General features: G+C 65.5%; 11 protein-coding genes. 4 read left to right on the forward strand and 7 right to left on the reverse strand.

The window, feature by feature from the left end; genetic code table 11:
• Nucleotides 1-91: 91 nt before the first annotated feature.
• Together JQ617_RS00450 and JQ617_RS00455 are read right to left on the reverse strand one after the other, a co-directional pair.
• Complete coding sequence (locus JQ617_RS00450; RefSeq protein WP_212023586.1) at nt 92-475, reverse strand: nuclear transport factor 2 family protein; 384 nt, start codon at nt 473-475, stop codon at nt 92-94.
• Nucleotides 476-598: 123 nt separating this feature from the next.
• Nucleotides 599-1,351: an SDR family NAD(P)-dependent oxidoreductase gene (locus JQ617_RS00455; RefSeq protein WP_212023587.1), complete on the reverse strand. Its 753-nt coding sequence runs from the start codon at nt 1,349-1,351 to the stop codon at nt 599-601.
• 115 nt (nt 1,352-1,466) lie between these two features.
• Between JQ617_RS00455 and JQ617_RS00460 the strand changes: the two genes are divergently transcribed.
• The 3 genes from JQ617_RS00460 (at nt 1,467) to JQ617_RS00470 (ending at nt 5,848) form a co-directional block, all read left to right on the forward strand.
• A complete protein-coding gene (locus JQ617_RS00460; protein ID WP_212025928.1) occupies nt 1,467-2,360 on the forward strand; it encodes a LysR family transcriptional regulator in 894 nt (297 codons plus the stop codon).
• A 94-nt stretch (nt 2,361-2,454) separates the two neighbouring features.
• Nucleotides 2,455-4,122: a tetratricopeptide repeat protein gene (locus tag JQ617_RS00465; RefSeq protein ID WP_249156567.1), complete on the forward strand. Its 1,668-nt coding sequence runs from the start codon at nt 2,455-2,457 to the stop codon at nt 4,120-4,122.
• A gap of 286 nt (nt 4,123-4,408) precedes the next feature.
• Nucleotides 4,409-5,848, forward strand: a complete 1,440-nt coding sequence (locus JQ617_RS00470) for a DUF1254 domain-containing protein (protein WP_212023588.1) — start codon at nt 4,409-4,411, stop codon at nt 5,846-5,848.
• Nucleotides 5,849-5,892: 44 nt separating this feature from the next.
• On the opposite strand, the gene JQ617_RS00475 is transcribed toward JQ617_RS00470, so the two are convergent.
• The 4 genes from JQ617_RS00475 to mddA all read right to left on the reverse strand — a co-directional run bounded on the left by JQ617_RS00475 (nt 5,893) and on the right by mddA (nt 9,959).
• Nucleotides 5,893-7,101: a GGDEF domain-containing protein gene (locus JQ617_RS00475; protein ID WP_212023589.1), complete on the reverse strand. Its 1,209-nt coding sequence runs from the start codon at nt 7,099-7,101 to the stop codon at nt 5,893-5,895.
• A 306-nt stretch (nt 7,102-7,407) separates the two neighbouring features.
• Nucleotides 7,408-8,160, reverse strand: coding sequence for a hotdog fold domain-containing protein (locus JQ617_RS00480; protein WP_212023590.1), 753 nt, complete (start codon nt 8,158-8,160; stop codon nt 7,408-7,410).
• Between the two features lie 36 nt (nt 8,161-8,196).
• Complete coding sequence (locus tag JQ617_RS00485) at nt 8,197-9,171, reverse strand: NADPH:quinone oxidoreductase family protein (protein WP_212023591.1); 975 nt, start codon at nt 9,169-9,171, stop codon at nt 8,197-8,199.
• A complete protein-coding gene (mddA, locus tag JQ617_RS00490) occupies nt 9,168-9,959 on the reverse strand; it encodes a methanethiol S-methyltransferase (protein ID WP_212023592.1) in 792 nt (263 codons plus the stop codon). Before mddA ends, JQ617_RS00485 begins: the two co-directional genes overlap by 4 nt.
• 148 nt (nt 9,960-10,107) lie before the next feature.
• Between mddA and JQ617_RS00495 the strand changes: the two genes are divergently transcribed.
• Nucleotides 10,108-11,652: a bifunctional AfsR/SARP family transcriptional regulator/alpha/beta hydrolase gene (locus JQ617_RS00495; RefSeq protein ID WP_212023593.1), complete on the forward strand. Its 1,545-nt coding sequence runs from the start codon at nt 10,108-10,110 to the stop codon at nt 11,650-11,652.
• A gap of 127 nt (nt 11,653-11,779) precedes the next feature.
• Here the strand turns inward: JQ617_RS00495 and JQ617_RS00500 are convergent, their stop codons facing one another.
• Nucleotides 11,780-12,418 carry a TetR/AcrR family transcriptional regulator gene (locus tag JQ617_RS00500; protein ID WP_212023594.1) on the reverse strand — a complete coding sequence of 213 codons (639 nt, stop codon included), beginning with the start codon at nt 12,416-12,418 and terminating at the stop codon, nt 11,780-11,782.
• Nucleotides 12,419-12,530 lie beyond the last annotated feature (112 nt).

The raw sequence follows: 12,530 nt of genomic DNA on the forward strand, positions 1-12,530 counted from the left end.
CGGCGCTGCGCGCCTTTGCCCACCCTACGAGACCACGTTTGTGGTTTGTAGGGCGGGCTAAGCTAGCCTGCGCGTAGACGTCTGCGGTCGCTCACTTCCCCGGCTGGTCGAGGAAGACGTAGAGCGCAGCGATCCTGCCATCCTCCACGATGATCACGTCCCATCCTGCGTAGTCCGGCGCGTCGCCGCGGGGACCCGATCCCCAGGCCAGCCGTCCGGCATTGTGAAGCGCCTGCGGCTCGCCGGTCGGCGTGTAGACGAAGTGGGGATGCGTGGCCCGCACCTCGCCGGCGAACTTGTCGATCGCGTCGCGGCCGGCAATGATTCCTGGCGGGGCGTACAGCACGGGGTTCTCAGTCCAGAGTTCGTCGATGGCGGCGCGGCGACGCTTCGCGTCGCCCTCGCCGAAAACTTCCTGAAGATTGCGGTGAAGCAGTTCGTGGATGCGATCCGCTGATGTGTTGGGCTGGGTCATCGTTGTCTCCAAATTCCACTGGTCTCGCAGGGTGGGCAAAGCGAAGCGTGCCCACGTCTTCCTGGCCGATCGATTGAGTGGCGGGCACGGCGCTTTGCGTCTTTGCCCGCCCTGCGAATTGCGTCAGATCTGCGTCTGACCGCCGTCGACGAAGAGCTCAACGCCATTGACGAAGCTCGCTTCGTCCGACGCCAGGAACAGCACCGCCTTGGCGATCTCCTCGGGCTGGCCGACGCGGCCGGCCGGGATGAGGCTCGCGAGATAGGTCTTGGTGCCCTCCGCCTGCTCGCCGGCGCCGAACAGATGATTGAGGCCGGGCGTCTCGGTGACGCCGGGGCTGACCGCGTTGACGCGGATGTGCCGATCCTTCAAGTCGAGGATCCACGTCCGCGCGAAATTGCGTACCGCGGCCTTGGTCGCCGAATAGACGCTGAAGGCCGGCGTACCCGAGACGCTCGTGGTCGATGCGTTCAGGACGATGGAGGCGCCTTCGCGAAGCAGCGGCAGTGCCTTCTGGACGGTGAAGAGAACGCCCTTCACGTTGGTGTCGAACGTGCGCTGATAATGCTCCTCGGTGATTGCGCCGAGCGGTGCGAACTCGCCGCCGCCGGCATTGGCGAAGATCACGTCGATCTGCTGGTGCTTCTTCTGAACGGCGTCGTAGAGCCGGTCGATGTCGGCAAGGTTGGCCATGTCGCCTTGCACGCCGGTCACGCGGCCGCCGATCGCTTTCACCGCCCCGTCCAGCGCATCCTGGCGGCGGCCGGTGATGAACACCGAGGCGCCTTCAGTTGCAAAAGCCTTTGCGGCGGCAAGGCCAATACCGCTCGTGCCGCCGGTCACCACCACGACCTTGTTGTTGAACCTGTTCGTCATCGTCCGTCTCCTTTGGAAGCATCTGGCGGAACCGCCGCTGCCCTTCGTAGATGCCTACGGAACGATGATGCGCGTAGTAGCCGGATATGATACTCAGCGTTCTATGAGAGGAACGATGAAGACTGACCTGAACGACTTTGCCTATTTTGCCGAGGTGGTTGGGCATGGCGGGTTCGCTGCCGCCGGGCGGGCCTTGCGCGAGCCCAAGTCAAAGCTCAGCCGGCGGATTGCCGGGCTCGAGGAGCGCCTGGGTCTCCGCCTCATTGAGCGATCAAGCCGGCGGTTTCGGGTCACCGAAGTGGGACAGGCCTTCTACGAGCGCTGCCGGGCGATCCTGATGGAGGCCGAGCAGGCCGAGGCGCTCGTGACGCAAGCGCAGTCCGAGCCTCATGGCCGCATTCGCTTCAGTTGCCCGACCGGCATGGTCGCGGAGATGTCCGGGCTCGTGTCGAGTTTCCTGACCCGCTATCCCAAGGTGCGCCTGCAACTCGTTGCGATCGACCGTCCCGTGGACCTGATCGAAGAACGGATCGACGTGGCCCTGCGGGTTCGATCCGTCCTTGTGGGTGATGCTGCGCTCACCATGCGGTCGCTGGGCACGTCCACGCGCATCCTCGTCGCGAGCCCGCAGCTGGCAAACCGGCTGCGAACTCTCGACGATCTTGCCGCGCTTCCGACGCTCGCGACATCCGATGACGAGGCGCTGGTCGAATGGCATCTGGAGACGGACGACGGGCGAGCCCGCATCCACAGGCACGAGCCGCGCATGGGCTGCGGCGACTTCGGCGCGGTGCGCGATGCGGCGGTTGCGGGCCTCGGTATCGCGCTTCTGCCCGATCACCTCTGCCGGGACGCACTCGACCAAGGCAGGCTTGTCCATGTGCTGCCGGACTGGCGCGGTCATCGCGGCATGGTGCATCTCGTCTTCACGACACGACGAGGCCTGCCGCGGGCCGTTCGCGCGCTGATCGATCATCTCGCGGCCGGGTTCTCCAAGACGTTGGTCTAGGCCGTCTCGCAGGAACGGGCCAGTTCCGCAACCAGGGGCTGTGCAGACGCGTCGCCGGTTGCTATGAAGTCCCCGGAATGGAAATGGGGACTGCATGTTTGGAATGACAGGCCGCGCGCTCGTTGGTGCGGCAGCGGGCGTGAGTGCGTTGGTGCTGGCGGCCTTGATCGAAGTACCAGACGCCCGCGCGGAAATGCCGTTGGTTGCAAAGTGCAATGCGGTCGGCAACGTCACGGTCGATGAGCGCATCGCGGGCTGCACCGCGATCATTCAGGCGGCGCAGGCCATGCCGCAGGGCGTGATCATGGCGTACTTTCGCCGTGCCATGTTCTACCGCCAGAAAGGAGAGACCGACCTTGCGATCGCGGACTACAGCCTGATTATCGAACGCGATGCGGGCAATCTGAACGCTCGGCTCCAGAGAGCCTTTGCGCAACTCGAGAAGCGACGAACCGACGCTGCGCTCGCCGATTACGACAAGGTCATCGAGCTTGATCCCAAGGCTGTGTATGCCCGTCTGGGGCGTGCCAGGGTCTACCTGGCCAAAGGCGATGTCGACCGCGCCATCGCTGACTATGATCAAGCTCTCCTGGTCCACCCCGAAAATGTCATCGTGCATGTCGACCGCGGCCTCGCATTCCTCCGCAAGGGAGAACTGGCTCGTGCCATGGCTGATTGTGACCGAGCGGTTGAGATCGGCCCGCAAAGCGGCGGAGGTCAGTTGTGCCGTAGCCGTGTCTACATAGCCCAGGGCAACAGGGAGCGCGCACTGGCCGAAATCGATCAGACAATGCAGATCAAGCCGAGTCACGCGTATTTGTACTACTTCCGGGCCGAGTCATTTTCCCTGCTGAACGAACTCGACCGCGCTATCGCCGACTATGACCGGATCATCGAGCTGAACCCGCAAAGCCAATCTGCCTACGGCTGCCGCGGCGCCACCTATGCTCGAAAAGGCGACTATGATCGTGCCATCGCCGATTACAATCGGGTGATCCAGCTGGCACACCAGCGTCAGGGAAACCCTCAGACTCAAGGCCCAGACGCCGAGCCGATTTCCGCGTCGGTCGTGGGGGACTCAAATGTGCTCGCTTCCGGGGATGGTCCTGTGCTCCGCGCTCGGGGAGCGGCCTACCAGGGGAAAGGAGATATTGATCTCGCCATGGCGGACTATGACGAGGCGATCCGTCTCGATCCCAAGGACAAGGATGCCTTCGGGCTCCGCGCCAATGCGTACAAGGCCAAGGGGGATTTTGGCCGCTCGCTTGCGGACTACGACCAACTCGTGCAGCTCGATCCCAAGGATGCGCGCGCCTACTTCCATCGTGCGAGGCTCTATTGGCAGACCGCTTCCTTCGCCCAATCGTTGACCGATCTGGATCAGGCGATCGAGCTCAATCCGAAAGGTGCCTATTCGGTCTTGTGGCGCGAGATTGTTGCCAGGCGCAGTGAGCAGCCGAGCCGGCTGAGCGAGACGGCAAAGCAGCTCGACGCGACAAAATGGCCCGCGCCGGTCGTCAATCTCTTCCTTGGCACGATGACGCCGGAGCAGGTGCTCAGCGCTGCCGAGGATTCCGACCCCGTGAAGAGAAAGGGGCAGGTCTGCGAGGCGAATTTCTATATCGCTGAACGGGCGCTTCAGAGCGGCGCGAAGCAAGACGCGTTGAAACTGTTCGAGCAGGCCGCGGCCGATTGCCCGAAGACCTTTATCGAGAAGCCGGCCGCCGATTTTGAGCTCCGCACGCTGCGCGCGAGCCGGTGATCGAGCGGGCGCCGCCTCATAGCTCTCGTAGGGTGGGTTAGCGTCAGCGTAACCCACCACTTCTCTTGTCGGCTCAACGGTAGCAAAGAGGTGGATTGCGCCTTCGGCTAATCCACCCTACGAGAGGCCGTCGACGCAGCGCGCGTCGTTGGCCGGGAACGTACGGCTCGTTGATGTGACCGTATTGAGCTGCGCGCTGCGCTGCGCCCCGACGGGCCACATTGATGCAAATCAACGAACACGGAACCCCTCCACCTACGCTTCGGGGCAACAGGGAGGGTTCGATATGTCCATCAACCGTCGCCAGGCACTTGCCGCCTTCAGCGCCGCCATGTCGGCGCTTGCGATGTCCCGCACAGCACGCGCCGAGTTCGACGGCCCCGTCGTCAGGGCCCTGGAGGGCGGCGACGATTTCTGGCTCGCGCAGGACGCCTATGTCTACGGATATCCGCTGGTGACGATGGAGATGACCCGCCGGGTCATGACCAACGTTGCGGCGGCGGAAGGCACGCGCGGGCCGATGGGACAGTTCGTCAAGCTGCGCAAATATCCGGATGCCAGCTTCAGGGATGTCACGGCACCCAATGCCGACACCCTCTACACGACGGCCTGGATCGACGTGGGAGACGAGCCCTGGGTCCTGAGCATGCCCGACATGAAGGACCGCTACTTCCTGTTTCCGATGCTGGACGGCTGGACCAACGTCTTCCAGGTGCCCGGCAAGCGCACCACCGGCACCAAGGCGCAGACCTACGCGATCACCGGACCGGGCTGGAAGGGAACGCTTCCCGCCGGCGTCAAGGAATACAACTCACCGACGAGCATGGTGTGGATTTTGGGCCGCATCTATTGCGCCGGCACGCCGGAGGATTATGCGGCCGTGCATGCCGCACAGGACGAGTTCAAGCTCGTGCCGCTCAGCGCCTACGGCAAGTCCTATACGCCGCCGGCAGGCAAGGTCGATGCGTCGGTCGACATGAAGACGGCGGTCCGCGACCAGGTCAACCGCATGGACGCCGCGGCCTATTTCACCCTTCTCTCGCAATTGATGAAGCGCAATCCGCCGGCCGCCGCCGATGCGGCCGAGGTCGCCAAATTCGCGAAGATCGGTCTTGTGCCGGGCAAGGATTTTGACGCGAGCAAATTCGATGTTGCCTTCGCCAAGCGGGTCCCCCAGGTGGCATTCGACCGCATCATGCTCCAGTTCAAGGTCAACAAGGCGATCAAGAACGTCAACGGGTGGGCCTTCGATGCCGAAGCCGGCGTCTACGGCACCAATTACTTCAACCGTGCCCTCGTCACGGCAATCGGCCTCGGCGCCAACCGGATTCAGGATGCGTGCTATCCGACCTCCCAGAAGGATGCGGACGGCAAGGACTATGTCGGCAGCAACAAATACGTCATGCGTTTTCCCAAGGGGCAGCTTCCTCCGGTCGGAGGCTTCTGGTCGCTGACGATGTATGACGAGAACTACTTCTTCGTCGCCAATCCGATCAACCGGCAGTCCATCAGTGCCCGCCAGAACCTCAAGGCCAATGCGGACGGTTCGGTCGATCTCTACATCCAGAAGGACAATCCCGGCCCCGACAAGGAGAGCAACTGGCTTCCCGCACCCGCGGGCAAGTTCGTCCTGATGCTGCGCATGTACTGGCCGAACGAGAAGTCGCCCTCGATCATCAACGGGACCTGGAAGCCGCCGCCGGTGCGGCAGGCGACGAGCAGCTAGGGCGCACGGCGCGTCGCGCCTTTGCTCACCCTGCGAACTCCGCATCAGGCGGCGCTTGCCACCGGGCCTTTCGGGCTGCTCTGCTGGAGACGGCGCAACGCCGCGAGATTGGTCTCGACCGAGGCGAGGCAGCATCGCGATTTGCCGCCCGACTTCGCTTCGTACAGTGCGGCATCGGCGACCCCGAGCAATTCCTCGACCTCGGCGCCATGATCCGGCGACATCGCGATGCCGACGCTGGCGCCGACACTGGCGCGGATATCGCCGCCCAGCTCGTAGGAAATGGCGACCTCGCGGATGAGGCGGTGTCCCGTCTCCCGGGCCGTCTCGGTGGTGACGTCCTCGACGAGCGCGACGAACTCGTCGCCGCCCATCCGGGCGAGCACCGCGCCGTCCGGCAGCGCCCGGCGCACCCGGCCGGCTACGCCCTTCAACACCGCATCGCCCGCCGCGTGTCCGAATGTGTCGTTGATCGGCTTGAAATTGTCGAGGTCGAAGAACATCACCGCAAACGGTCGTTCGGCGCGCGCGGCAAGCCTCGTGCCGAGCGCCTCGACGAACCCGGCTCGATTGAGCAGTCCAGTGAGTGCGTCATGATGCGCGCGATGGCTGTTCTCACGCTCGGCGCGCATGGTGGTGACCAGCATCCGGTTGAGGCGGAAGGCCGCGGCGGTCATCGCGGCCAGATACATCGGTACCTGAAGGTATACGATGTAGAACAGCGGCTCGCCGGCGAGCGCGGCGCCGGGGATGATGGGACCGAGGCTGAAGAGGATCATGGTCCCCGCCAGGCGCGGCGCGCCGAAATTGCGGAAGCAGATGCCGCCGACCATCGCCGCCGCAGACAGCGATGCCAACATGGCAACGACCCAGTCGCCACTCGCAAGGCTGGCGATGGCGCCAAATCCGACGCTGGCGCTCCAGGCGACCGCAAGCAGGAGATGAAGGTCGGTCGGCGTGGGGCGGTGCTCACGCGCCCTGCGGTTCGCGCTGGCGAGTACGAGGAGACGGGCGAGGCAGATCGCGATCTCCATCACCAGCCAGACGATGAAGGGTGCGGTCTGCTTGCGGGCGGCGATGACGGCGGCAACCGCAATCGTGTTGACGGCGCCGGCGGCAAATACCGGCAGCGATCCATGGAGCTGGGCAATGAGCGCCGCGCGGATGTCGTCGGGTACCCCGGGCCCCGGTTCGGCAAGCCAGCGCGTCAGGCGCCAGCGTGGCGCACTGTAGAGTCCCTCGTCCGATCGCATTGCAAAGCGTCCCCGTCTTCCGGGCGCCAACAACGCTGGCCGGTCCTAACAGCCTTTTAAGAGCACGGCCGATTGCTGGTCGTGCTTGACGCAAGGTAAATCGACGCGTGAAGCGCACGCGAGCATGCAGGAAGATGCGAATTGGTGCAGGCGGGCGGTGATCGTAGGGTGGGTTAGCCCGCGGCTGCGCGCAGCGCGGTCCGCCGGCGTAACCCACCATGTGCCAGCGCATGCCGGACGAAGTTGGTGGATTACGCCAGCGCGTGCGCTTCGCGCAATCGCGGGCTAACCCACCCTACGAAACCGTCACCCCCGCCCGAGCAGCACCTCGCGCTCCACTGCGATCCATGTCGTCCTCGCCACCGCCAGCAACTTTCCGCTCTCATCATGCAGCGCGGCGGCCGCGGTCCGCTTGCGGCCGTCGCGGCCGGTGGGCCAGGCCGTGATGATGCAGGGGGCGCCGGGGCGCGGGCGGGCCTCGATCCGGGCCGCCATCCGTCCGAGGAGGAGCGGCGTCTTGTCGTAGCTGCCGCTCTGCGGATTGCAATTGCAGGCAAAGCCGGTGGGGCAGTCGAGCGCCGACCAGAGAAATTCGGGGGCAACAAGTCGGTCTTCGGCGGCGAGGTTCGGATCCGGCGTCCAGGTCGCCGCGAGAACGGCGTTCTCTCGCCGGCGGCCAAGCGGCCCGGTGAAGACACGCAGGCCGTCGCTTTGGGCACGCGCGGGACCGCAGACGAAACAGTTCGGCAGCGGATGCTCGTGCGGCTCGAACAGCGCCAGCAATCCGGCGGCGCGGGCTTCCTGCACGCTGGCTGTCTCGATCTGGCCGAGCTCGACATTCGCCGCACGCGCGGTCGCAAGGGCCTTGTCGCCATCACGAAGCTCCCACGTGCCGTCGGCGGCCGCGATCGCATCGAGCGGCGTGTCCAGCGGAGGCGGCGCGCGCAGCGTCACCTCGGCGCCGCCGGGAATGTGCCGGGCCAGCCGGCCGCAGACATAGCCGCCGTTGCCGGAGTTCGGAGGACCGCAAAAGCGCCTGGCGATGATGATCTCTGTCAACTCTTGCTGTCCTCGTTTTCCGTTCCCGCGTGCATTCTATCTGATCCTGAGCACAATTCTGCCCTGAACCGTGCGGCCTGCCACCGCACGCATGGCGTTGCCGGCCTCCTCCAATGGGAGGACGCGATCGATGTGCGGGCGGATTTTTCCGTCGGCCAGCCATTGCACCAGCATGTCGTTCATCCGCGCGGCGTCGTCAGGATATTTCTCGGCCCAGGCGCCGGCGAAGACGCCGATGATGGAATAGTTCTTCAGCAGCGGCAGGTTCATCGGGATGGACGGGATCTCGCCGCAGGTGAAGCCGATCGGCATCAGCCGGCCGCCCCATGCCATCAGCCGGGCCATCTGCTCGAAGATCGCGCCGCCGACATTGTCGAAGCCGATGTCGATGCCGCCTGACGTGATCGACTTGATCCGGTCGCGCAAATCTTCGGTGCGATAATTGATGACCTCGGCGGCGCCGAAGCTCCGCACCAGGGCTGCCTTGTCGTCCGAGCCGACGCCGGCGATGACGCGCAGGCCCAGATGGCGGCCGAGGTCGACGGCGGCAAGGCCAACTCCGCCGGCGGCGCCGGTGATGAGCACGGTCTCGCCGGCTTGCGCCCGTGCCCGCTCGACCAGTGCGTAACAGGCCGTCCCGTAATTGTGCAGGACGGTCGCCGCGCTCTCGAACGCGACGCCATCGGGCAGGCGCACGCTCTTGGATGCCTTCGCCGTCATCCGTTCGGCGTAGCCGCCGGTCCAACTGCTGCAGGCCACGCGGTCGCCGGGCGCGAATGCCGTGACCCCTTCGCCGACCACGACGACGACACCGGCGGCTTCCGTGCCCGGCACGAAGGGTGTCGGCGGCCGCATCTGGTAGAGGCCCGAGACCATCAGCTGGTCCATGAAGCTGACGGAGGCCGCATGGACGTCGATCAGGACCTCGTCGGCAGCGGGCGTCGGCTCGTCGATGTCACCGAGGCGCAAATCGCCGGGGCCGGTGAAGGCGCTGCAGAGAACGGCTTTCATTGCGGTGCTCCGACGGCGCGGGTTGACGGGCCATCGCCGGTCCGGCGGCGCGTGAAGAGACGCGGCACCAGCATGGGAACGCGGCGGCGATATTGCCGGTAGGTCTCCCCGAACTCCGCGATCAGGTCACGCTCCTCGAACTGCAGCGCGACCAGGATGTAGGCGGTGTTGGCGACCGCGAACAGCAGATGGCCGGCGGTCATCTCAGGCGCGGCCCAGAACGCGAGCAGGAAGCCGAGCATGATCGGATGCCGGACGATCTTGTAGAGCAGGGGAGTCTTGAAGGAGTGATTGGGTAGCTCGGCGGCCTTCAGCACGGAGAAACCCTGGCGCAGGCCGAACAGGTCGAAATGATCGATCATGTGGGTCGAGGCGAACGCGATCAGCCAGCCGAGCCAATGCACGCCGGTCAGCAACCACGCTGCAATTCCGCTTGTCTGCCAGACCGGTGCCGGGATCGGACGCCATTGCCAGAACAGCAGCAGCAGGACCAGGCTGGAGAGCAGCACATAGGTGCTGCGCTGGCACGCCGCGGGGAGGAATTTGGCCAGCCATCGCTTGACGGCAGGGCGCGCCATGACGCTGTGCTGGACCGCAAAGAGGGTCATCAGCAGCAGGTTGATGACGATGGCCGCGGTCACATTGGCGGGACTGCCGAGCTCGACCGGCTTGTCGATGGACTTGGGCACGACATAATTGCCGACGAAACCGAGCGCATAGAGAAATGAAACGGTGAATACGCCGTAGCTCATGACGGCGTAGAGAGGGATCAGGAGGCGTGCGAACATGGTTTTTCCTGTTGTGCCGATGGCAGCGCTGCCGCATGCAGGAGCCTGAACCGCTCGCCGGCGGTCGGGCGCGATCTGCCCCGACTGCTATCGCCGGACCGTCCCCTGCGCGTCCCCCGGGGACGGCGGGCGGGGAAAGAGGTTGTCCATGACGGCTTTCTCGCTGGGGACGTTCGGTTTCCCCGAGCTTCACACGGACGGCCGCCCGATCAAGCTCGCCTTGCGCAAGGGGCTTGCGCTGCTGGTCTATCTGGCCGAGGCCAGAGGTGCCGTCGCGCGGGACGTCATGGCGACGCTGCTGTGGCCGGAAACGCCCCGCGAAACCGGCCTGGCGCGGTTGCGGCGCCTGCTTCACCGCATCGAGCTCTCGCTCGGCCAATCGATCTTCGAGACCGACCGCACCAGCTTGCGGCTGTCCCCGGAGGTCGCGCTCGAGCTCGACTCGCAATCGTTCGAAAGCGCCTGCGACCGCGGTGACTTCGAGGCGGCCTGCCGGATCTATCGCGGTGATTTCCTGGCGGGCTTCTCTCCGGAGGGCTCGCCTGAATTCGACGATTGGGCGTTCTATCGGCGCGAGGCGCTGCGGGGCCGGCTCGTGCACGCACTAGAGCGTCTGGTGCAGGACAGGAATGCCGCCGGCGATCATTTTGCCGCAACTGCGTTTGCGGGACGTCTGGTCGAGCTCGATCCGCTCAGCGAGGTCTATGGCCGGCACCTGATCCGCAGCCTGCTGCTGGCCGGCGACCGCAGCGCGGCGGAGCGGCACCACGCCGCGTTGACGCAACGGCTGCGCGACGAGCTTGGCGTTGCGCCGGAAGCCGAGACCGAAGCGCTGATGACCCCCGCAGCGGCGCCGCAGGCCGTGCCGATGACGCGCTACGTGAAGGGCGCCGGCGTGCATCTGGCGTATCAGACCTATGGCAGCGGTCCGCTCGACATCCTGGTGATGCCCGGCTTCGTCTCGCATGTGGAGCGCGCCTGGGAGCATCCGGCGAGCCGCGCATTCCTGGCGTCGCTGATGAAGCTCGGGCGGCTGATCGTGTTCGATCGCCGCGGCATCGGGCTGTCCGACCGGGTCGGATCCGCCCCCGGTATCGACGTGACGGCCCAGGACATCGGCACCGTGTTGCGGGCCGCGCATGCGCGCCGCGTCGTGCTGTTCGGCGCCTCCGAATGCGGGCCGGCCTGCATCAGATTTGCGGTCGACGAACCGCGTCTCGTCGCCGGACTCATCCTGTTCGGCGCGCTCGCCAAGGGCTGCTGGTCGCAGGACTATCCGCACGCGCTGCGCGCGGGCCAGTATGATGCCTGGCGCAAGCACCTGGTCGCGCAATGGGGCGGTCCGGTCGGGATCGAGACCTTTGCGCCGAGCCTTGCCGGCGATGCCCAGGCGAGGGCCTGGTGGGCCGGATTGCTGCGCGCGGCTTCCAGCCCCGGCGGCATCTCCGCCGTGCTGGAAGCGTTTCGGGATGCCGACGTGCGGGAGTTGTTGCCGCGGGTCGCCGTGCCGACCTTGGTGCTGCACCGGCGCGGCGATCAGGCGGTGCGGATCGCGGCGGGGCGCGATATCGCGAGCCGGATCAGCGGCGCGAAATTCGTCGAGCTCGACGGCGGTGATCACTGGTTCTTTGCGGGGGATCAGCGGCCGGTGCTGGACGCGATCGGACGGTTTGTGGAGAGCTCGGTCTCGTAGGGTGGGTTAGCCGAAGGCGTAACCCACCTCTTTGCCGTCGACTTGGAAAGAGACGCGGTGGGTTACGCCGCGCAAATGCGCTTCGCGCATCTGCAGGGCTAACCCACCCTACGAGATCACGGCAGAGTCACACCGCTTCCAGCTCACGCTTCTTCTTCGCCCTGGATTGTCCGAGCAGGGGGCCTGCCGTGAGCGCGGCCGTGTCGGCGACGCCCGGGTCGCGCGAGATCATCGCCGCGACGATGGCGCCGTCGATGAGGAGGCCGAGCTGGTGCGCCAGCACAGCAGGCTCGCTCGAGCCGAGCTCGCCGGCGAGCTTCTCGATATGGCCGAGCACGATCTTCTTGTGCTTCAGCGCGATGTTGCGGAACTGCTTGGCCTCCTTGTCGTGCTCGCCGACGGCATTGATGAAGGGGCAGCCGTAGAAGCGCTCTTCCGCGAACCAGCTCTTCAGCGCCGGGAAGATGCGCGTCAGCTTCGCCTGCGCGTCGCCGCCGCCCGCCTCCATGGCGCCGATGAACCATTCGCGCCACTGCTTGCCTTCGCTCTCCAGCACCGCGTTGACGAGATTGGTCTTGGAGCCGAACAGCTTGTAGAGCGTCGTCTTCGCCGTGCCGGCTTCCTCGATGATCGCATCGATGCCGGTGGCGTTGATCCCGTTCTTGCAGAACAGATGGGTTGCGGCGCTGAGCAGGCGCCCGCGCGCGGATTCGTCTTCGCCTGCGGCGGCGTGAGGCGAGGTCTTCTTCGATGACGTCTTTGCCATGGTGACGAACTTACCCGCAGCCGCGTCGCATCAGCAAGCCGCATCTGTTCCGCGCTGAAAAGATTCGCAGAGGCGAAGCCATCTGCATCGGCTTTGAGCAAGCGGGCGCTGA

The sequence above is a fragment of the Bradyrhizobium sp. KB893862 SZCCT0404 genome (assembly GCF_018130885.1).
GTDB lineage: Bacteria > Pseudomonadota > Alphaproteobacteria > Rhizobiales > Xanthobacteraceae > Bradyrhizobium > Bradyrhizobium stylosanthis.

Excerpts from the sequence above, each read along its gene's own strand:
- JQ617_RS00470 (WP_212023588.1), top strand. The coding sequence starts at position 4,409 with ATGTCCATCAACCGTCGCCAGGCACTTGCCGCCTTCAGCGCCGCCATG.
- JQ617_RS00450 (WP_212023586.1), bottom strand. The coding sequence starts at position 475 with ATGACCCAGCCCAACACATCAGCGGATCGCATCCACGAACTGCTTCAC.
- JQ617_RS00465 (WP_249156567.1), top strand. The coding sequence starts at position 2,455 with ATGTTTGGAATGACAGGCCGCGCGCTCGTTGGTGCGGCAGCGGGCGTG.
- JQ617_RS00500 (WP_212023594.1), bottom strand. The coding sequence starts at position 12,418 with ATGGCAAAGACGTCATCGAAGAAGACCTCGCCTCACGCCGCCGCAGGC.
- JQ617_RS00460 (WP_212025928.1), top strand. The coding sequence starts at position 1,467 with ATGAAGACTGACCTGAACGACTTTGCCTATTTTGCCGAGGTGGTTGGG.
- JQ617_RS00455 (WP_212023587.1), bottom strand. The coding sequence starts at position 1,351 with ATGACGAACAGGTTCAACAACAAGGTCGTGGTGGTGACCGGCGGCACG.
- mddA (WP_212023592.1), bottom strand. The coding sequence starts at position 9,959 with ATGTTCGCACGCCTCCTGATCCCTCTCTACGCCGTCATGAGCTACGGC.
- JQ617_RS00475 (WP_212023589.1), bottom strand. The coding sequence starts at position 7,101 with ATGCGATCGGACGAGGGACTCTACAGTGCGCCACGCTGGCGCCTGACG.
- JQ617_RS00495 (WP_212023593.1), top strand. The coding sequence starts at position 10,108 with ATGACGGCTTTCTCGCTGGGGACGTTCGGTTTCCCCGAGCTTCACACG.
- JQ617_RS00485 (WP_212023591.1), bottom strand. The coding sequence starts at position 9,171 with ATGAAAGCCGTTCTCTGCAGCGCCTTCACCGGCCCCGGCGATTTGCGC.